An 18,602-nucleotide genomic window follows, 5' to 3' on the forward strand; every position below is an offset into this window, starting at 1 on the left:
GTTCAATAAGGCAAAGTGGCGATATTTCGTGGCTCTATTAACTATAAAAATAGAGAGGCGCATGCCATCACCTTTGTCGGTTTGAATATTCAAGCGGGTTTGGCGTTATATGCAGTTACACCTCAGTAGACTCCGTGTAGGTATCCAGGCTTTGCGTTGTTGTTGGCCAACTGAGTTCAAACACGGTGCCGCCATTAATCGATGTCCGACAGCTCACCGTGCCGCCATGGGCGATGGCAATCGCGCGCACCACGGCCAGGCCCAGCCCGCTGCCTCCCTGGGCACGGGAGCGAGAACTTTCGCCGCGCTGGAACGCATCGAAAATATGCGTCGCGAACGCATCGTCCACCCCCGGCCCCTCATCCGTGACTCTCAGGAAGTTGCGCGAGCGTTGGCTGCCGAGTTGCACCCAGACGTTGCCCGGCGTCGCATGCCGGCGGATGTTGTCCAGCAGCGCCAGCAACGCCTGGCGAATCCGCGCGCGGTCACAGCGTATCGGGCCTTTGAGCAGGTCCAGGTGCAGCACGAAGCCGGCGCTGCGCAGGCTCGATTCGAACAACCGTGCTTCGGCTTCCAGGTCGGCGGCCAGGTCGGCGTAGTCGGGTTCGAGCTTGAGGTAGCCGCTGTCTCCCAGGCCGACCACGCGCAGGTCTTCAACCAGGCGCGTCAACCCTTCCACTTGCGTCAGCAGGCTGTAGAACTGCGCGGTGTCCGGTTCGAACACACCTTCGGCCAGCCCCTGCAGGCGGCCGCGCAAGATGGTCAGCGGCGTGCGCAACTCATGGGCGATCGCTGCGTTCCAGAACGCCTGTTCTTCGGCCATGCGTTTCAATCGGTTGGCCATGCTGTTGAAGTCATCCACTAATAAGGCGGCTTCGCCCAAGGATTGATCCGGCGCCACTGCGCGGGCATCCAGGTCGCCATCGGCCAGCCTGCGCAGGCTGGCCGCCACCGAGTTCAAGGGCATCAGAATGCGCCGGGACAACTTGATCGCCGCTGCGACGCCGACGCCCAGGCTGACGCAGGTGATCAGGCTCATCCAGGCCCACTCCATGCCGCTGGGCAGCCACTCATCCATTTCCGCGTCGCTCAGCGGAGCAAACGACCACAGCAACCCATAAAAGACATAGGTCCCGACAATCGCCAGGGTTATCACACACAGGACCACGGCCGACATCGACAGGATAATCTGCCGACTCAAGCTGTTGGCGCCTTTCATGGCAGGCTCCCGAACCGGTAGCCGACCCCGCGGATGCTGGCCGGTACGCCTTGCAGTCCGAGGTCCTCGATTTTCCTGCGCAATTTGCTGATATGGCTGTCGACCGTGCGCTCCAGGCTGTCGCTCTCGGGCGAGCAGAGGGCCAGCAACTCGGCGCGGCTGAACACGCGCCGGGGCGCCTTTGCCAATTGCGCGAGTAACTTGAATTCGGTCACGGTCAGGTTCAATGGGTGTTTCTGCCCATCGATGCTGACGCTCACGTCATGGTTGTCGATGTCGATTTCGAAGGCGTCCACGCGCAGCACGCTGCGCCCCGTCAAATAGCCATTGTCGATGCAGCGGCGCAGCACCGCCTGGGTTCTGGCGACGACCTCGGCCGGGTTGAACGGCTTGACGATGTAATCGTCGGCGCCAATACGCAGCCCCATGAGTTTGTCCACGTCCTGGTCCTGTGCGGTCAGCATGATGACCGGCGTGTTGCCGCGGTGACGAACCTCCGCCAATACCATCCAGCCATCCAGTTTCGGCATCAGTACATCGAGCAGCACCAGGTCGGGCTTGAGCGTTTGATGCAGTTCGAGTGCGCGACGGCCATCCTGCGCATGCGCGGTTTGAAAGCCGGCGCGTTTGAGATAGGCCGTGAGGATGTCGGCGATTTCCGGTTCGTCTTCGGCGATCAGGATCAGTGCCTGATTAGCGGTTGATGCAACGAGTGATTCGGTCATGTTCTGCTCGGTCGATGTGCCCTGTGCTACCGGGCCATGCTGCAACGGCGCGCGGTTTTCTGGCAACGGGTTGGATGATGCACGGCAAGCATGCACTTTCAGCGTAGGTTTTATGGAGAAATGATGGAGACGCAGGTTTATTTTTCGTCGCGCGGAGGAGGGGGGTGAACGCTGCCTGATGCGGCGCGTTCAGGCGAAGCTGATGCGGTCGCTGTAGGCGTTCTGCACAATCTTGCGCTGGTAGTCACAGGGCGTCGTACTGACCAGCTTCTTGAAGTCGCGCAGGAAGTGTGACTGATCGGAGAAGCCCAGGTCCAGCGCCAGTTCCGAGAAGGATACATCGTGCTGGGTGTTCAATGTTTCCAGGGCCGCCTGGCAGCGAATGATGCGACAAAAGATCTTCGGCGACATGCCGGTGTCCTGGCTGAACTGGCGATGGATGGTGCGGCTGGTGTAGCCGCTGAGGTCTTCAAGCTGCTGAATGCGCAGGTCACCGCGATGCACCAGGGCCTGTTGAATCACCATCGCCGTCAGTTTCGAGGTCCTGCCCATCAGGCGCGGGGCCAGGTAGTCATTGAACAGCCTCATCTGCTCTTCCAGCCGTGGGGTTTGCACGATGTTCTCGAACATGCGCTGGGCAAACCCCGAGACCTTGAGCAGATCCAGCTCCTGTTCGGTCAGGTCCGCGGCCAGCACATTGATGAAGCCTGGAATGACCCCCGGTGAAAAGCGCACGCCAAAGTAGTGATGATGCTGGTGCAGCTCGACGCGCTGCGCCTCCAGCGGTGTGCCGCAGATCCGCACGGTGGGACGTGTGGCATCGCAGTCGAAAACGATGTCCACGCAGCCATCCGGCACCGCCAGCACGTCGGTCGATTGGGCGACATCGAAGGCATAGAAATGCGAGATCGCCGGGTGTTCGGAAGGCATCACCGAATACCGCGATGAGTTGAGTACGAACCAGGGCTGTTCGTAGGCGGTTGGGTGCCGCGGCCTCGGCGCACACAGGTTGACCATGACGGAACCTTCGATTGGCAATATGCGCGAATATTCAGGCATTTATCGCGCCAACTCAGGTGCCCGCGGCAAGCGCCGATGTCCGAAATTTACAATACCGCCGATAAGCCCAGCCCGATACTCGGACTCGACAGCGTGGGAGCCGCGCCTACCGCAGCGATATCACCTTCAGCCCGAGAATAATTATGTCCACGACTACAAAAATAGACTTCATCTACCTGTCCGAGCAGGACATGATCCGCGCTGGCGTCACCGACATGCTTGCCTGTGTCGACACCATGGAAGAGATGTTCGGCCTGCTGTATATCGGCGACTACCGCATGGCGGGCCCGAACAACGATTCCCACGGCGCGATGGTAATTTTCCCCAAGGAATCACCATTCCCGAACATGCCCAAACCCACCGCTGACCGACGCATGATGGCGATGCCGGCCTACCTGGGCGGCAACTTCTGCACCGCCGGCGTGAAGTGGTACGGCTCCAACATCGCCAACCGCGACAAAGGCCTGCCGCGCTCGATCCTGATGTTCACGCTCAACGACCCCGACACGGGCGCACCGCTGGCGCACATGTCGGCCAACCTGCTGTCGGCGTATCGCACCGGCGCGATTCCCGGCGTGGGCGCGCGCCACCTGGCCCGCAAGGATGCCAAAGTCGTCGGCCTGCTGGGCCCGGGGGTGATGGGCAAGACCACGCTGGCCGCTTTCATCGCGGTGTGCCCGCAGATCGATACCTTGAAGATCAAGGGACGCGGCGAGAAAAGCCTCAACGATTTTATTGCCTGGGTAAAGCAAACCTACCCACAGGTGACCACGATAAAAGTCGTCGACACCCTCGAAGATGTGGTCCGCGACGCCGACCTTGTTACTTATTGTAGCTCCGGTGAGGTCGGCGACCCCTCGAACTACCCAATCGTTAAGCGTGAGTGGGTCAAACCGGGCGCCTTCATGGCGATGCCGGCGTCCTGCTCCTTGGATGAAGGCATGGAGAGCTCCGAGGTGCGCAAGGTGCTGGATAACACCGGCCTCTATGAAGCCTGGTTCGAAGAGTTGCCCAAGCCCGCGCACCACTGTGTGCCGGTGATCGGTGTGCGGTTCATGGACATGATCGCCGAAGGCAAGATGCAGCGCGACGAGCTCGAAGACATCGGCAAGATCGTTGCCGGCGATGCCCAGGGCCGCCGGAACGACGAAGAGATCATCATCATGTCGGTGGGCGGCATGCCCGTGGAAGACGTGGCCTGGGGCACGGTGGTGTATCGCAATGCCATCGCAAAAGGCATCGGCGTGAAACTGAATCTGTGGGAAACCCCCGCGTTGCGCTAAGCCACCCTTATCCATCTGAAGAGGCAACGACATGACCAAAATCATCAAGCTCAAGACCGGTTCCCCGTTTGAAGACCAAGCCAGCTATTCACGCCTGGTGGTGGTGGACAACTGGATCTATGTCTCCAATACCGCAGGCCGCAACCCTCAAACCAAGTTGATCCCCGAGGACATCCTCGAACAGACGCATCAGGTATTCGCCAACATCGAAACGGCCCTCGCCGCCGTCGACGCCAGCCTGGCCGATGTGGTGTGCTCGCGGGTGTTCATCCAGGACCCCAAGGACGTTCCGGCGGTCATGGGTCTGATCGGCGAGAAGTTTCGCGGTGTCGATCCGGCCAGTACCGTGACCTGCCCGCCGTTGGGCTCGACGGTCTACAAGGTGGAACTGGAAGTGACGGCCTATCGCAACGCCTCCAAGGCGCAGGTCGAAGTCATCCGCCTGTCGCAATGACCGCTACGCGGCCGTGCGCTTGCGCGGCCGACCTCAATCGCTCACAGAGTCTTGATCATGGCCCCGACTATAGCGCCCGTGAACACGTCAACCACGTTCCCCTTCGCGACGTCCGTCGTCATCATTGGCGGCGGGATTATCGGCTTGACGGCTGCGCTGACATTGGCCGAACGCAATATCGCGGTGGTGGTGCTGGAAAAAGGCCGTATCGCCGGCGAACAGTCCTCACGCAACCTCGGCTGGGTACGCAAGACCAGCCGGCACGCCGCCGATATCCCCTTGGCCCTCGCCGCAGATCGCTTGTGGGCGCAGATGCCTGAGCGGGTCGGCGCCGACGTCGGGTATCGGCAAGAGGGCATCATGTTCCTGGGCCGCAACGAGGCGCAGATGGCGATGCATGAAAGCTGGCTGAAATCGGTCGAACATCTGTCCCTCGACTCGCGGTTGCTGAGCCCGCGCGAGATCGCGCAACGGGTGCCGGGCGGCGTGGCTGACTGGGCCGGCGGTATCTTTACGCCATCCGATGCGCGGGCCGAGCCGACCCTGGCCAGCAGTGCGATCGCCAAGGCGGCCATGGCCAAGGGCGTGGTGATCATCGAGCAGTGTGCGGTGCGTACACTGCAGATGTCCGCCGGGAAGGTCAGTGGGGTGGTCACTGAAAAGGGTGAGATTCGCTGCGATCAGGTATTGCTGGCCGGGGGGATGTGGTCGCGGCGCTTTTTGGGCAACCTCGGCGTGGCGTTGCCGACCTTGGCCTTGACCTGTTCGGTGCTGCGCACACATCCGATGGACGGGCCTACGGAAATCGCCGTGGGCGCACCGGACTTTTCCTTTCGCAAGCATAAGGACGGCGGTTTCATCATTACCCAACGCGGCAAATTGGACGCCTACCTGACCCTCGATCACCTGTTGCTCGCCAAGCAATACATGCCGCAGTTTCGCGCGCAGCGCAGCGTGTTGAACGTGTCGCTGGGCAAGTATTTCTTTAACGACCTGGCGCTGGCCCGGCGTTGGTCGGCCGACAGTGTCAGCCCGTTCGAACGGGTACGGGTGCAGGACCCGGCCGCCAACCCGCGGCTCAACAACGATGCGATGAACAACCTCAAGGCCGCCTGGCCGGTATTCGAGCAGGCGCGGATCGCCCAGGCCTGGGCGGGCACCATCGACGTGACGCCGGACTCGAACCCGGTGATTGGGCCGGTCGCGCAAATTCCCGGGTTGACCGTCGCCACCGGTTTCTCGGGGCACGGTTTCGGTACCTCGCCGGCGGCCGGCCATCTGGCGGCGGATATCGTCAGCGGGGATACCCCGATCATCGATCCGAGCCCGTATCGTTTCGATCGTTTCTAAGCCGGCCCAAGCCCAGCCTTTATGGAGCACAACGATGTCGCCTGCCAGCTGTTTTTTTACTAATCGCACAGGCTTGCGCCTGCATTTTCTGCAATGGGGCGAGCCGAGCGGCGTGCCTCTGGTTCTGCTGCACGGCTTGCGGGCCTATGCGCAGACCTGGGAGTCGCTGGTGCAGGCGTTGGGCTCCGGTTACTGCGTTTACGCCCTGGACCAGCGCGGTCGCGGGTTGAGCGATTGGGCCACGCCGAGCAGCTACCACACGCAATCTTATGTGGAGGATGTGGAGGACTTCGTCGCCCACCTCGGTTTGCAACGCTTCGTGTTGCTGGGGCATTCGCTGGGTGGCGCCAATGCCCTTGAATATGCACGGCAAAACCCAGGGCGTTTGCACGGGCTGATCATCGAAGACATCGGTCCCGGCTCTTCGAGCCAGGGCGACGGCGCGGCGCGTATTCGCCGTGAAATGAGCCAGACGCCGTTGCACTTCGACAGCTGGGCGAGCGCCCGCGCTTTCTGGCAGGCGTCGCGCCCGGGTTTGTCAGAGCAGGGCCTCGCTTCCAGGCTGGCGCATTCGATGAAAGCGCACGAAGGGCTGATCAGCTGGCGGCACGATCAGCAAGGCATCGCCGAGGCGCGCCTGAGCATCGAGCCGACCGACCTGTGGCCGGCGGTGCGGGCCTTGGACTGCCCGACGCTGTTCATTCGTGGCGGGCGTTCGGACTTCCTGCCCACCGCGACGCTGCAGGCGATGCGTGACAGCAATCGGCAGGTGCAGACGGTGGAAGTCGCGCACGCCAGTCACTATGTCCACGACGATCAGGGCGAGACGTTCAACCGGCTGGTCGCTGACTTTCTCGCCAGCCTCACGACTCCCAGCCCATGAAGGCAAGCGCGCGCCGGCACTGACGTTTACGCCGCATCGAGACTGGCGCGGATCTTGTCCGCCAGCGCCAGCAACGGCGCGGCATACTGCGCGACCACCGCTTCGATCGGCTGCGGGGTCGACACGCTGATATTCAAAATGTGGTCCTGATAATTGCGTATGCCGAGTGGAGTCGAAATAGCCACCACCTCGGCCTGCCAGGACGCCGCGCAATACCCGCGAAGGCGGATGCTTTCATCGGCCTCGGCGATCTCGGCCGCCAACCCCTCCCATCTGGCGTCGCAGCGCCTGGCCTTGAACAGCGCCAGCAGCGCTTGCTGTTTCTGCGTTGGAATCGTCGCCAGGTAAGCGCGTCCCAGCGAGGTGAACTCCATGGGTACCCGTTGCCCGGTTTGTACGGTGCGTGGCGTGTTCTTGCGACTCAGGCGGATCGACTCCAGGTAAATCATTTCATCGCGGTCGGCGGCGGCCAACCCGACATTCACCCGGAGTGCATGAGCCGCCTCGCGCATCAGTGGCGCAGCGCGCTGAATCAGTGAACTGCTGTTGTACATGGCGTTGCCCAAGCAAAGCGTGGCGGGCGCGAGGCGATAGGCGCTGCGCTGGCCGTCGTACACCAGCATCCCGCTGTGAATCAGCGTCTGGGTCAAGCGACTGATGGTCGACTTGGACAAACCCGTGCGCTCGCTGATATCGCCATTCCCCAGGTACTCGGTGCCCGCGCGAAAGGCCCGCAGAATCTCGAGGCCCCGCTCAAGCGAGCGGTTGAGGGGCGCCTTGCCCGCACCGGGTCTGTCCAGGCCGTCATCCTCTCTCATCGTGTTCCACCCAGTGGAATTGGCGGATTGTTAATCATGGGGAGCTCCATAGACTCGGATCAGCGCAAGGCCTTTCAGTTTGGGCCGCTGCCATGCCAACAACAAGAGAGAGATTCCCCATGACGATGTTGCAAAGTGTTACTTCGCCGATCCACATGACCGTTGATGACGACGGTATCGCCGTGCTCACGCTCAACCGCCCCGAGGCGCGTAATGCGATCAGCGACGAGATGCGCAGCCAGATGATCGAGCTGCTGGAGGAGGTCGCCGCGAACCGCGCGATTCGCGCACTCATCATCACCGGCACCGGCAAGGGTTTCTGCGCCGGAGGCGACATCAAAGGCATGGAAAAGCGCATGAGTGCGCCGGCGGGCGAGGTGGCCTACAACGGTTGGAAGCGCCAGCAGCGCGTGCATCATGCGGTGTCCCTGTTGCTCAACCTGCCCAAGCCGACGCTCGCCGCGGTCAACGGCGCCGCCACGGGCCTGGGGTGCGACCTGGCGTTGAGCTGCGATTTCGTGGTGTCCTCGCGGCAAGCCAGTTATGCGATGAGCTACATCGCACGGGGCCTGATTCCCGACGGCGGTGGCTTGTATCTGCTGCCGCGTCGCGTCGGGCTGCCCAAGGCCAAGGAGCTGATCTATACCGGGCGCACCGTGCAGCCTGAAGAAGGTTTGGCGATCGGCCTGGTGGACCGGCTGGTGGAGCATGACGACCTGCTTGTGGAGGCCCGGCGCTGGGCCCTTGAGTTATCCGCCGGCTCGGCCACTGCGCTGGCCTTGAGCAAATCCATCCTGAACAACAGCTTCGAACTCACCCAGGCCCAGGTATTGGCGATGGGCAGCCAGGCCCAGGGCATCTGCTACACCTCCGCCGAGCACCAGGCATCGGTCGCCGCTTTTCTGGCGGCCAAGGCGAAGAGGGGGTGAGCATGGACAGCATTTCCCGCCTGATGAACCCGCGCAGTGTCGCCGTGATCGGCGCCTCCGGGGACGCGCAAAAAACCTCCGGCAGGCCCATCGCGTTCTTGCGTAAACATGGCTTCGCCGGCCGCTTGTACCCGGTCAATCCACGCTACGCCGAGATCGATGGGTTGACGTGCTATCCCAACATCGCCGCATTGCCGGAAGTGCCGGACGCCGCCATCATCCTGCTCGGCCCCGAACGCGCCAACCAGGCCGTGGCCGAATTGGCGGCCATGGGCACGCCGGCGGCCATCGTGCTTGCCGGTGGTTATGGCGAAGCCGGCGAGGAGGGCATCGCGCGCCAGCAAGCCTTGCAAGCCGCGCGAGGCAACATGCGCGTGCTGGGGCCGAACACCATCGGCCTGATCAACCTCACTCAAGGCATCACCCTGTCCGCCAGCGGCGCACTTGATCAGGAGGCGTTGCGGGCCGGCAATATCGCGGTGATTTCGCAAAGTGGCGGGATTCTCGGCTCTATCCTGTCCCGTGGCGCAGCTGCCGGCATCGGCTTTTCAAAGCTGGTGGCAACCAGCAACGAGGTCGATCTGGACGTCGCCGATTTCGTCGATTACCTGGTGGATGACGCGGCAACCGACGTTATCGCCCTGTATCTGGAAGGGCTTCGCGACACGGCCAAGTTCAGCCGTGCCGCGCTCAAGGCGCGCGCTGCCGGCAAACCCATCGTCGTCTTCAAGGTCGGACGTTCCGAGGCCGGTGCCCGCTCGGCGGCGTCCCACACCGGCGCCCTGGCCGGTGCCGACGCGCTCTACGATGTCTACTTCAAACAATTGGGCATTGTTCGCGCCCAGACCTTTGCCGACTTGCTCGACCTGCCTTTCGCACTGGCCAGCCGGCGCACGATGGCGGGCAATCGTGTGGCGATTCTGACCTCCACAGGCGGCGCCGGCACGCTGATCGCAGATGCCCTGGGCGCCAGCGGGTTCGACACCCCACCGCCGGGCGACGCCACCGCCGCGCGTTTGCGCGATCTCGACATCGGCGACCAGGCCGTGCTGGATCGCAACCCCATCGACCTGACGCTGGCCGGCCTGCAGCCGCATATCATGCAGCAGGCCATGTGCATCCTGCTGGAAAGCACGGACTACGACGCGGTCATCAGCGTGGTGGGGTCGTCCGGCGTCGCCCGCCCGACATTGATGGCGGATGCAATCCGCGACAGTCAGCGCGACAGCTGCAAGCCGGTCCTCGCCTATGTCAGTCCTTATGCACCGCAAGCCTTGCTGCGCATCAACAGCAACCAAGGCATCGCCTTTACCGCGCCTGAGGCGTGTGCCAGTGCGTTGCTGGCCTTGAAAGGCCACAGCGCTGTCGAGCCGTGCGCGGCGCCGACGCAAGCGCGCAATCAAGCCATGACCGCGACGGAAGTTGAGCAATTGCCGAGCGGCACCCTGGATGAACGGCACAGCAAGGCGCTGTTCAGCCGCTTTGGCGTGCCGGTCACCCGCGAACGGGCGGTTGAGCATACGAGCCAGGCAATAGACGCCGCTCGTGCGCTCGGCCCCAAGGTTGTGCTGAAGGTGCTCTCCGAGCGCATTCCCCACAAAACCGAAGTGGGCGGCGTCGCGCTCGGTCTTACCGAACACACCATTGGCCAGGCGCTGGAACACATGCGCGGCGTGGTTGCGGACAAGGTGGGTTTTGTCCCCGAGCGCTTTCTGGTTCAGGAGATGGTCAGCGGCGGCCACGAGCTGATCCTGGGCTTCCATCGAGACCCGCAACTGGGGCCTGCGTTGCTACTGGGGATGGGCGGTGTCAGCGCCGAACTGCTGCGGGACACCAGCATGAGGCTGCTGCCGATCAGCCGCAACGACGCGCAGGCAATGCTCAGAGAACTGAAAACCTTTGCCCTGCTCGACGGCTATCGCGGCGCCCCCAAGGCGGATATCGGTGCGCTTGTCGACTGCATCATGGCCTTCGCCGATATGGCAACGACCTTGGGCACCAAGCTCCACGAAGCCGAAATCAACCCCTTGCGCGTGTTCGCGCAAGGGCAGGGTGTCAGGGCGGTGGATGGCCTGGCACTGCTGGCGTGAGGCAGCACCTGTTCCACTCTGTGGAATAGGTGGATTGACCCTCACAGCCCCGGTTTCATAATCAAGACAGCTTCATCAACGACTCATAAAAACAAGTAGGTCGCTATGAACGTACTCAACTGCACATCGAACCAACGGCTCCCTCTGGGCAACCTGCATTTTCAGAGAAGGAGCCCATCATGCCTGTCGCATTAAAAGCCATCACCACGCCAGCTGGCGCGGAACGGGATGAGCGCGCGTCGGCGCTGATCCAATTTATCGGTGTTTCCAAATCCTTCACGGTCAAGGGCGTGGCCAAACAGGCATCCCACAGCATCAACCTGTCGATCGAGAAGGGTGAAGTGGTCACCGTGGTCGGGCCATCGGGGTGTGGTAAATCCACACTGCTGAACATGGTCGCGGGGCTGTTCGCGCCCACCGAAGGGCAGGTGGTCTACAACGGCAAAGCCGTATGCGGGGTCAATGGCCGTACCGGCTACATGACCCAGAGCGACCACTTGCTGCCCTGGCGCGATGTGGTCGGCAACATTGCCGTGCCCCTGGAAATCCAAGGCATGCCCAAGGTGCAACGGCGCGAGCGAATTCAGGAACTGATCAAACTGGTCGGTCTTGAAGGCTTCGAAAAATCCTACCCCAGCCAACTGTCCGGCGGCATGCGCAAACGTGCGGCGCTGGCCCGCCTGCTCGCCTATGACCCGGAAACGCTGCTGATGGACGAGCCTTTCGCGGCATTGGATGCGCAACTGCGCATGCGTATGCAGACCGAGCTGATTCGGCTCAGCCGGCGCTTGAACAAGACCGTGATCTTCGTGACTCACGACTTGGATGAAGCCGTCGCCCTGGGGGATCGCTGCCTGATCTTCGCCGGCCGGCCCGGCACCATTGTCAAGGACGTGCCGATCCCGCTGGGCGAGGAGCGCAACATTCTCCAACTGCGCAAGGACCCCAGGTACCACCAGCTTTGCGGCGACTTGTGGGACTTCATGACCCCGTCTTTGAACGATGCAGCGGAGGGTAACCGAGCATGAATATATTCCTTGGACGTCTGGCGATCTTCATCACACTGTTCGCCACGTGGGAGCTGTCATCGGGGCCGTTGATCGATCCCTTTTTCGTCAGTTCTCCCAGTGAAATCGCCGGCAAGTTCTACGAGCTGGTGATCAGCGGAAGGCTGTTTTCCCATGGTGGGATCACGGTGGTGGAAACCCTTGCCGGCTTCGTGCTCGGGGCGACGGTCGGGATCGGGGTGGGCTTGCTGTTGGGCCGTAACGAATTGCTGGCCAAGCTGCTCGATCCGATCCTCGTGTCGATCTATAGCTTGCCGAAAGTGGCCCTGGCCCCGCTGTTCATCATGTGGTTCGGCATCGGGATCGAGATGAAGATCATCCTGACCGCCACCATCGTGTTCTTCCTTGTCTTCCTCAACACCTACAGCGGCGTGCGAGCGGTCGACCGCGAGCAGCTGGAGATCCTGCGCTTGATGGGCGCACGCGAGCATCACTTGATCACCAAGGTGGTGTTCCCTTCGGCCATCCAATGGGTATTCACCGGGCTCAAGCTCTCGGTGCCTTACGCGCTGATCGGGGCCATCGTCGGCGAAATCATGGCGTCCAATCGCGGGCTCGGCTATCTGCTGCAAGATGCCGCGGGGCAGTTGGACACCGCTGGGGTGTTCGCCGCGTTGGTCGCCATCATCGCTCTGGCGCTGCTGCTGCAAGCGATCGTGCGTATGGTCGAGACACGCCTGATGCCATGGAAAAAAGATCTGGGTGATCGTGAAGCTTCGGTTTGACCTGTTCATAACTCACAAGAAAATACAGGTGTACGCATGTCTATTAAAAAACTGATCGCAAAGGCGGGCCTTGTCGCTTCGTTGCTGGCTGGCGCCACTGGCGCTTATGCGCAGGATATAAAAGTTGCCCTGGGCACCGATGGGTTCGTGCATATGCCGCTGTTCGTGGCGGTGGATGGCGGCTATTTCAAGAAGCAGGGGATGAATGTCGAACTCGTCAAGTTCAAGGGCGGCGGTGCCGCGACCTCGGGCCTGGCCAGTCGAACCGTCGAGTTCTGTTCCTGTGCGATCCAGAACTCGATCAACGCGAAATTGAAGGGCGCCGACTTGACCCTGCTGGGCCGGCTGGTGGGGCAGTACGCAAGCAACGTGGTGATCAGCCAGAAGAAAGCCGACCAACTGGGCCTGACCGCGCAAACGCCGATGGAGCAGCGGCTGAAAGCGATGAAGGGCTTGAAGATTGCGGTCAGCGGCGCGGGCGGCAGTGCTGATTTCCTGGTGCGGTTTCTCGGTGAAAAAGGCGGCCTTTCGGCAGAAAAGGACTTCACGTTGTTATACCTGAACAGTGCCAGCGCCATTCTGACGGCATTCGCCCAGGAACGTATCGACGGGTTCGCACTGTCCTCTCCGACCTCGGACAGCGCCATTATCGAACACAAAGGTTTCACCCTGTTGGATATGGCCGAAGGGCAGGTCAAGGAGCTTGATGGTTATCCCTCCATCGCCTTGAGTGCGCGCAAGCAATGGGCCGATGAAAACCCGCAGACGGTGAAGACATTCCTGGACGCGCTGGCGCAAGCGACGACGCTGATCAACGAGCACCCTGAGCAGGCCATGAAACTGGTGCGCGCGCGCTTTGAAGGCACGCCGGATAACGTGTACGCGGCGGCCTGGGCCTCCAACAAACACTCATTTCCTCAAACGCCTTATCTGAGCGAGGAAGACGTCGCCCGGGCGATTGCGTTTCTCGGCAAAGTCCAAGGTCAATCGATTCCCGGCAAGGCCGGCGACTACATGACCGCGATGCACTGACACCCCCTCTCACCTGATGGATGTAGCGGCCCACCGATCTCGAACGAGCGCGGTGTGGCTGCGTACCGCCCGGATTTTCTCATGAATAATAAAAAAACAAGCATATCGTGGGGCGTGATGGTTGCCGTCGGGCCCTGCCTGGCCACCGCCCAGGCAGCCGACTTCTTTGCCGACTCCAAGGTCGACCTGGAAATGCGCAACTTCTACATGAACCGCGATTTTCGCGACGGCAGCGGCCCATCAAAACGCGATGAATGGGCGCAGGGCTTCATTCTGCGCGCACAGTCGGGTTACACGCCCGGCGTCGTCGGGTTTGGCCTGGATGCGATCGCCATGGTGGGCCTGAAACTCGATTCGAGTCCGGATCGAACCGGCACGGGGTTACTGCCGGTTCGCGATGACGGCAGCGCCCCGGGCGAGTATTCCAAGGCCGGGTTGACCGCGAAAATGCGCGTGTCCAAAACCGAACTGAAGGTCGGCACCTTGATGCCCAAGCTGCCGACGCTGCAAGCGAACTTCGGACGCTTGCTCCCGCAAACGTTTCGCGGAGGCATGATCGAGTCCCGGGAGTGGAATGGCCTGGAGCTGATCGGGGGGCACCTTGATCAGGTCACCGATCGCGATGTCACCGGTGCGCGAGGGTTGTCGATCAATAACAAGAATCGCCGCTTTTCCGGCGCGCTTGACGGCGGCAACTTCGAGTTGGCGGGTGCCGCTTACCGCTGGAAGCATTTCCAGCTGACCTATCAGCTCGGACGACTGGAGGATGTCTATCAGCAGCACTATCTCGGTTTCAACAGTACCCACGACGTCGGTGAGGGTAAGTTCAAGGCGGATCTGCGCCTGTTTGTCAGCGACGATCAGGGGCAAGCGCGCGCCGGGCAGGTGGACAATCGTGCGTTCAGCGGGCTGGCTACCTATGAATGGCGGGGCAACGCATTCAGCCTGGGGTATCAAGCCATGCACGGGGATTCGGCGTTTCCCTACGTCGACGGTACCGACCCTTACCTGGTCAACTTCGTGCAGGTGGGCGACTTTGCCGAGAAGGGCGAACGCTCATGGCAAGTGCGTTATGCGCGCGATCTGGCGTCGTGGGGCTTGCCGGGGATGACCTTCATGACCCGTTACATCAAGGGCTCCGACGCAGAGCTGCGCACGACCGACTCCGGCCGCGAGCGTGAGCTGGATGTCGAACTGCAGTATCGGGTGCAGAGCGGGCCGCTCAAGGCCTTGGACATACGCCTGCGCAACGCGGTGTACCGCTCGGACTTCTCCCGTAATGCCAACGACACGCGGGTGATCCTCAGCTATCCCATTTCCTTCCTGTGACCCTTCCGCCTGGTGACGAAGGATCGTTACCAGGCGACGGTCGCATCACTCAGGTAACGCTCATGGAATCCTTGGTCAGTTTGAATTCAGCTGATGGCATTGGTGTCATCGTCATCCATAACCCGCCGGTGAACGCGTTGTCCCAAGGCGTCCGGCAACAACTGTCGGACGCCTTGGCACAGGCTCAGGCCGACCCCACGGTGCGCGCCATCGTCCTCGCCTGCCAGGGCACGACGTTTGTGGCCGGAGCCGATCTCAAGGAGTTCGACCAGCCGTTGATGGCGCCGCACCTTCCGGACGTTCTGAACACCATTGAAAACAGCCCCAAACCGGTGATTGCTGCGCTTCACGGCTCCGTGCTCGGCGGGGGGCTGGAGCTGGCGTTGGCGTGTCATCTGCGGGTCGCGGATGCGTCTGCGGTGCTTGGTCTGCCCGAGGTCAGCCTGGGCTTGATCCCCGGTGCCGGCGGCACGCAGCGCTTGATTCGCCTGTGTGGCGCGTTGATCGCCGTCGACCTGGTCATTGCCGGGCAGCGTCTGACGGCGGCGCAGGCACACGCAGCCGGGCTGATCGATCACTGCGTGGCGACCGACGTCCACGTCGCAGCGATTGAGTACGCACGGCGCTTCAGTGTGGCCCAACCCTTCTGGCGGCGAACGCGAGATCGGCTGATTGCCGAACATGACGCCGCTGAATTCGAGGCGAAAGTCGCCGGCGTCATGAAAAAAATGCGCGGGCAACAAGCGCCCCTGGCTGCCCTCGAGGCGATCAAGGCCGCCCTGACCGTGCCGTTTGACGAAGGCATGGCCGTGGAGCGCAGGCTGTTTATCGAGCGCCGACAATCGGCCCAGGCCAAGGCGTTACGGCATCTGTTTTTCACTGAGCGCGCCTTGGCCAGCCGCACGCGTCAGCTCGCTGCCAATGGCCACGCGCCCTCGATTCAAAAGGTCGCGGTGATTGGCTCAGGCACCATGGGCGCCGGGATTGCCATCTGCATCGCCAATGCAGGCCTCGTTGTAAGCCTGATCGACGTGCAGGATGCCGCGTTGCAACGCGGTGTGAAAAACATCGACGACTATTACCGGGACGCGCTGCTCAAAGGGCGGCTCGATGCCCAGGCTGCGCAACACTGCCGGGCCTTGATTCGGCCGTCGACCTCAATGGACGCGGTGGCGGACGCCGACCTGGTCATCGAAGCGGTGTTTGAAGACCTGCAGGTAAAACGTGCGGTGTTTCAACAACTGGACAGGTTGTGTCAGCCGCACGCCATTCTGGCGACCAACACGTCCTACTTGGACATCGAAGCCATCGCCGATGGCGTCAGCCGTCCACAGCAGGTCCTGGGCATGCATTTCTTCAGCCCCGCGCCGGTGATGAAACTGCTGGAGGTGGTGCGTACCACCCAGACCGACCGGGCAGTGCTGGCGGCGGTGCTGGCTTTGGCGCAGCGGCTCGGCAAGGTTGCGGTAACGGTCGGGGTGTGTGACGGTTTTGTGGGCAATCGGCTGTTGGCGGCGCGGGAGCGGGAAGCTATGTTCCTGTTGGAGGAGGGCGCGCCCCCCGAGGATGTCGACCGTGTGATGCGTGCCTTCGGCTTCCCCATCGGCCCCTTTGAACTGCGTGATCTGGCCGGCGTGGATGTTGCCTGGCGCAACCGCCAGGGGCGCCTTTCTCGGTTGAACGAGCGTGAGCGGCGCTGCGATTGGGTCGATAAACTGTACGCCGCCGACCGTCTTGGCCAAAAAGCCGGTGTTGGGTTTTATCGATACGCGCCAGGCAGCCGCCAGGCCGTGCCGGACCCCTGGTTGACCGAGGTGTTGGACCAGCACCGGCAGCAATGGCACATCACGCCGCGGAACATCACCGATCAGGAAATCGAAGAGCGCTGTTTGTTTGCAATGATCAACGAGGCCGCCTGGCTGATCGACAACGATATCGTGGCGCACCCTGGCGATATCGATCTGGTGTGGATTCATGGATATGGCTTTCCGCGCTACAAGGGCGGGTTGACTTACCATGCCGACCAGAGGGGGCTGGGCTATGTGGCAAAAGCGCTGACGCGCTATAACCCTGAAGCTGGAAAGGCACTCTTGGCGTTCATGACGCGCCGCAAAACCTTCCACGCTCATTGACGATCGGCCCCGGCGGGTTGTTGAGCCCGCCGGGGCATTGCGTCAGGCTTCTTTGATCACATGCCTCAGAATCAACGTCAGGACCGTCGCGACACACAGCATCGCGGCCATTGCGATAAGGCCGGCGTTGAATGAGTGGGTGAGGTCTTTGAGCCAGCCGACCGCGTAAGGACCGACCAACCCCCCGAGGCTACCCACGGCGTTGATGAACGCAATGCCACCGGCCGCGGCTTGCTTGCTCAGAAACGTCGCGGGGATGCTGTAGAAGCACGTGCGGACCGAACTCAACCCGATCAACGCCACCGTGAGGCCAATCAGTGCCGGAATCAGGTCGCTGTAGACCACCGAGAAAATAAACCCGGCCGCTCCGGTGGCGCAGGTAATGGCCAGGTGGAGCACATACCGCCTTTTGCGCGCGAGCACCTTCGCCCACACGAGCATCGCGACACTGGCAATCAGATACGGTATCGCCGACACCCAGCCGATCTGAGTCGTCGTCAGCGCATGGCTTTTGAGGATTTGCGGCAACCATACGCCAATGCCCAGGATGCCGATGATGTAGCTGAACAGAATCGCGGCGAGCAGCCATACCCTGACGTCGTTGATGGACTGTCGAAAGCTGTGCGCGCCCTTTGACTCATGTTCCGCGTCGAGTGCCGACTGCAACGCTTGACGCTCGTGCACAGTCAGCCACTTGGCGTCTGCGGGCCTGTCGGCCAGGCACTTCAAGCACAGTACGCCGAGCACACATGCCGGAAGGCCTTGTAGCACCAACAGCCACTGCCAGCCCCGGTACCCCCAAAGACCATCCATCGAGAGCATGGCGGCAGAGAGCGGCCCACCGAGGACGGAAGAGACGGGGATGGCAAACAGAAACCAGGCCATGACCCGCGTCCGGTATTGGATCGGAAACCACAGCGACAAGAAGAAAATGACGCCAGGAAAGAACCCGGCTTCTGCGATACCGGCCAGCAGGCGGATGAAGGCGTAACTGAGCGGCCCTTGGGCCAGCGCGGTGGAGGCGGAGAACAGCCCCCAGGTAATCATGATTCTTGCGAGCCATCGCCGCGCACCGAAGCGGTACAGCGCCAGATTGCTGGGTACCTCGAACAAGCAATAGCCCACATAAAAAATGCCGGCTGCAAAACCGAACTGGGAAGCAGTGAGCCCCAAATCTTCATTCATTGTCAGTGAAGCAAAGCCGACGTTAGTTCTGTCGAGATAATTAAAGAAATACGCGATGGCGAGCAGTGGGATTAACCTTATCGCGGCTTTACGGCAGGCACTCGATTCCAGCGCCTCCTGTCTTGTTACTTCGCCTGCTGTGAGTATGTTCATGCGCGTCCATTATTGTTGTAGTGAGGAACCTGGAAGCATAGGGGCGCGCTTCTTATCCTCGCCAACACCTTTTAACCATAGGTCGCTATAACCACAGGGCATGGGGCCGTGGCAGTGTTTGCGGGGATTCCTGCCATGCCCGACAGGCATCGAAAACCATGACGCATCA

At 61.7% G+C, this 18,602-nt stretch carries 16 protein-coding genes; 11 read left to right on the forward strand and 5 right to left on the reverse strand.

What is annotated here, in order from left to right:
• Positions 1–115 precede the first annotated feature (115 nt).
• The 3 genes from JN756_RS10735 to JN756_RS10745 form a co-directional block, all read right to left on the reverse strand.
• Positions 116–1,219, reverse strand: a complete 1,104-nt coding sequence (locus JN756_RS10735; RefSeq protein WP_046384080.1) for an ATP-binding protein — start codon at positions 1,217–1,219, stop codon at positions 116–118.
• Positions 1,216–1,944: a response regulator gene (locus JN756_RS10740; protein WP_046384079.1), complete on the reverse strand. Its 729-nt coding sequence runs from the start codon at positions 1,942–1,944 to the stop codon at positions 1,216–1,218. The genes JN756_RS10735 and JN756_RS10740 overlap by 4 nt, the downstream gene beginning before the upstream one ends.
• 189 nt (positions 1,945–2,133) lie before the next feature.
• Complete coding sequence (locus JN756_RS10745) at positions 2,134–2,961, reverse strand: AraC family transcriptional regulator (protein WP_026140022.1); 828 nt, start codon at positions 2,959–2,961, stop codon at positions 2,134–2,136.
• A 185-nt stretch (positions 2,962–3,146) separates the two neighbouring features.
• Here JN756_RS10745 and JN756_RS10750 point away from each other — a divergent pair, with 185 nt between their 5' ends.
• Genes JN756_RS10750 through JN756_RS10765 form a run of 4 tightly spaced genes read left to right on the forward strand, consistent with a single transcriptional unit; the run spans position 3,147 to position 6,973 of the window.
• Positions 3,147–4,286, forward strand: a complete 1,140-nt coding sequence (locus JN756_RS10750) for an ornithine cyclodeaminase family protein (protein ID WP_026140023.1) — start codon at positions 3,147–3,149, stop codon at positions 4,284–4,286.
• Positions 4,287–4,317: 31 nt separating this feature from the next.
• On the forward strand, positions 4,318–4,740 hold the full coding sequence (locus JN756_RS10755) for a RidA family protein (RefSeq protein WP_017846980.1): 423 nt from the start codon (positions 4,318–4,320) through the stop codon (positions 4,738–4,740).
• Between the two features lie 57 nt (positions 4,741–4,797).
• On the forward strand, positions 4,798–6,090 hold the full coding sequence (locus JN756_RS10760) for an NAD(P)/FAD-dependent oxidoreductase (RefSeq protein WP_126588488.1): 1,293 nt from the start codon (positions 4,798–4,800) through the stop codon (positions 6,088–6,090).
• A gap of 34 nt (positions 6,091–6,124) precedes the next feature.
• Positions 6,125–6,973, forward strand: coding sequence for an alpha/beta fold hydrolase (locus JN756_RS10765; RefSeq protein ID WP_128192038.1), 849 nt, complete (start codon positions 6,125–6,127; stop codon positions 6,971–6,973).
• 26 nt (positions 6,974–6,999) lie between these two features.
• On the opposite strand, the gene JN756_RS10770 is transcribed toward JN756_RS10765, so the two are convergent.
• The gene (locus JN756_RS10770) at positions 7,000–7,791 is read right to left on the reverse strand and encodes an IclR family transcriptional regulator (RefSeq protein WP_046384076.1); all 792 of its coding nucleotides are present in this window, start codon (positions 7,789–7,791) and stop codon (positions 7,000–7,002) included.
• 119 nt (positions 7,792–7,910) lie between these two features.
• Between JN756_RS10770 and JN756_RS10775 the strand changes: the two genes are divergently transcribed.
• From JN756_RS10775 to JN756_RS10805, 7 genes are all read left to right on the forward strand, one after another.
• Positions 7,911–8,720, forward strand: a complete 810-nt coding sequence (locus JN756_RS10775; protein ID WP_177030025.1) for an enoyl-CoA hydratase/isomerase family protein — start codon at positions 7,911–7,913, stop codon at positions 8,718–8,720.
• Between the two features lie 2 nt (positions 8,721–8,722).
• Positions 8,723–10,810 (forward strand): acetate--CoA ligase family protein, encoded by a 2,088-nt coding sequence (locus JN756_RS10780; RefSeq protein ID WP_046384074.1) that lies wholly within the window; start codon positions 8,723–8,725, stop codon positions 10,808–10,810.
• Between the two features lie 179 nt (positions 10,811–10,989).
• Positions 10,990–11,838 carry an ABC transporter ATP-binding protein gene (locus tag JN756_RS10785; RefSeq protein ID WP_108525689.1) on the forward strand — a complete coding sequence of 283 codons (849 nt, stop codon included), beginning with the start codon at positions 10,990–10,992 and terminating at the stop codon, positions 11,836–11,838.
• Positions 11,835–12,602 carry an ABC transporter permease gene (locus tag JN756_RS10790; RefSeq protein ID WP_046384073.1) on the forward strand — a complete coding sequence of 256 codons (768 nt, stop codon included), beginning with the start codon at positions 11,835–11,837 and terminating at the stop codon, positions 12,600–12,602. Before JN756_RS10785 ends, JN756_RS10790 begins: the two co-directional genes overlap by 4 nt.
• Positions 12,603–12,638: 36 nt before the next feature.
• A complete protein-coding gene (locus JN756_RS10795) occupies positions 12,639–13,634 on the forward strand; it encodes an ABC transporter substrate-binding protein (RefSeq protein WP_046384072.1) in 996 nt (331 codons plus the stop codon).
• A gap of 81 nt (positions 13,635–13,715) precedes the next feature.
• A complete protein-coding gene (locus JN756_RS10800) occupies positions 13,716–14,963 on the forward strand; it encodes an OprD family porin (protein WP_201022094.1) in 1,248 nt (415 codons plus the stop codon).
• A gap of 62 nt (positions 14,964–15,025) precedes the next feature.
• Positions 15,026–17,095 carry a 3-hydroxyacyl-CoA dehydrogenase NAD-binding domain-containing protein gene (locus JN756_RS10805; RefSeq protein WP_201022095.1) on the forward strand — a complete coding sequence of 690 codons (2,070 nt, stop codon included), beginning with the start codon at positions 15,026–15,028 and terminating at the stop codon, positions 17,093–17,095.
• 42 nt (positions 17,096–17,137) lie between these two features.
• Here JN756_RS10805 and JN756_RS10810 read toward each other — a convergent pair whose 3' ends face one another.
• Entirely contained in the window at positions 17,138–18,433 is a 1,296-nt protein-coding gene (locus tag JN756_RS10810; protein ID WP_046384070.1) for an MFS transporter, read from the reverse strand.
• Between the last annotated feature and the right edge of the window lie 169 nt (positions 18,434–18,602).

This window comes from Pseudomonas sp. Y39-6 (assembly GCF_023651955.1).
Taxonomy (GTDB): domain Bacteria; phylum Pseudomonadota; class Gammaproteobacteria; order Pseudomonadales; family Pseudomonadaceae; genus Aquipseudomonas; species Aquipseudomonas veronii.

Coding starts and splice junctions, on each gene's coding strand:
- JN756_RS10735 (WP_046384080.1), bottom strand. CDS start 1,219: ATGAAAGGCGCCAACAGCTTGAGTCGGCAGATTATCCTGTCGATGTCG.
- JN756_RS10740 (WP_046384079.1), bottom strand. CDS start 1,944: ATGACCGAATCACTCGTTGCATCAACCGCTAATCAGGCACTGATCCTG.
- JN756_RS10745 (WP_026140022.1), bottom strand. CDS start 2,961: ATGGTCAACCTGTGTGCGCCGAGGCCGCGGCACCCAACCGCCTACGAA.
- JN756_RS10750 (WP_026140023.1), top strand. CDS start 3,147: ATGTCCACGACTACAAAAATAGACTTCATCTACCTGTCCGAGCAGGAC.
- JN756_RS10755 (WP_017846980.1), top strand. CDS start 4,318: ATGACCAAAATCATCAAGCTCAAGACCGGTTCCCCGTTTGAAGACCAA.
- JN756_RS10760 (WP_126588488.1), top strand. CDS start 4,798: ATGGCCCCGACTATAGCGCCCGTGAACACGTCAACCACGTTCCCCTTC.
- JN756_RS10765 (WP_128192038.1), top strand. CDS start 6,125: ATGTCGCCTGCCAGCTGTTTTTTTACTAATCGCACAGGCTTGCGCCTG.
- JN756_RS10770 (WP_046384076.1), bottom strand. CDS start 7,791: ATGAGAGAGGATGACGGCCTGGACAGACCCGGTGCGGGCAAGGCGCCC.
- JN756_RS10775 (WP_177030025.1), top strand. CDS start 7,911: ATGACGATGTTGCAAAGTGTTACTTCGCCGATCCACATGACCGTTGAT.
- JN756_RS10780 (WP_046384074.1), top strand. CDS start 8,723: ATGGACAGCATTTCCCGCCTGATGAACCCGCGCAGTGTCGCCGTGATC.
- JN756_RS10785 (WP_108525689.1), top strand. CDS start 10,990: ATGCCTGTCGCATTAAAAGCCATCACCACGCCAGCTGGCGCGGAACGG.
- JN756_RS10790 (WP_046384073.1), top strand. CDS start 11,835: ATGAATATATTCCTTGGACGTCTGGCGATCTTCATCACACTGTTCGCC.
- JN756_RS10795 (WP_046384072.1), top strand. CDS start 12,639: ATGTCTATTAAAAAACTGATCGCAAAGGCGGGCCTTGTCGCTTCGTTG.
- JN756_RS10800 (WP_201022094.1), top strand. CDS start 13,716: ATGAATAATAAAAAAACAAGCATATCGTGGGGCGTGATGGTTGCCGTC.
- JN756_RS10805 (WP_201022095.1), top strand. CDS start 15,026: ATGGAATCCTTGGTCAGTTTGAATTCAGCTGATGGCATTGGTGTCATC.
- JN756_RS10810 (WP_046384070.1), bottom strand. CDS start 18,433: ATGAACATACTCACAGCAGGCGAAGTAACAAGACAGGAGGCGCTGGAA.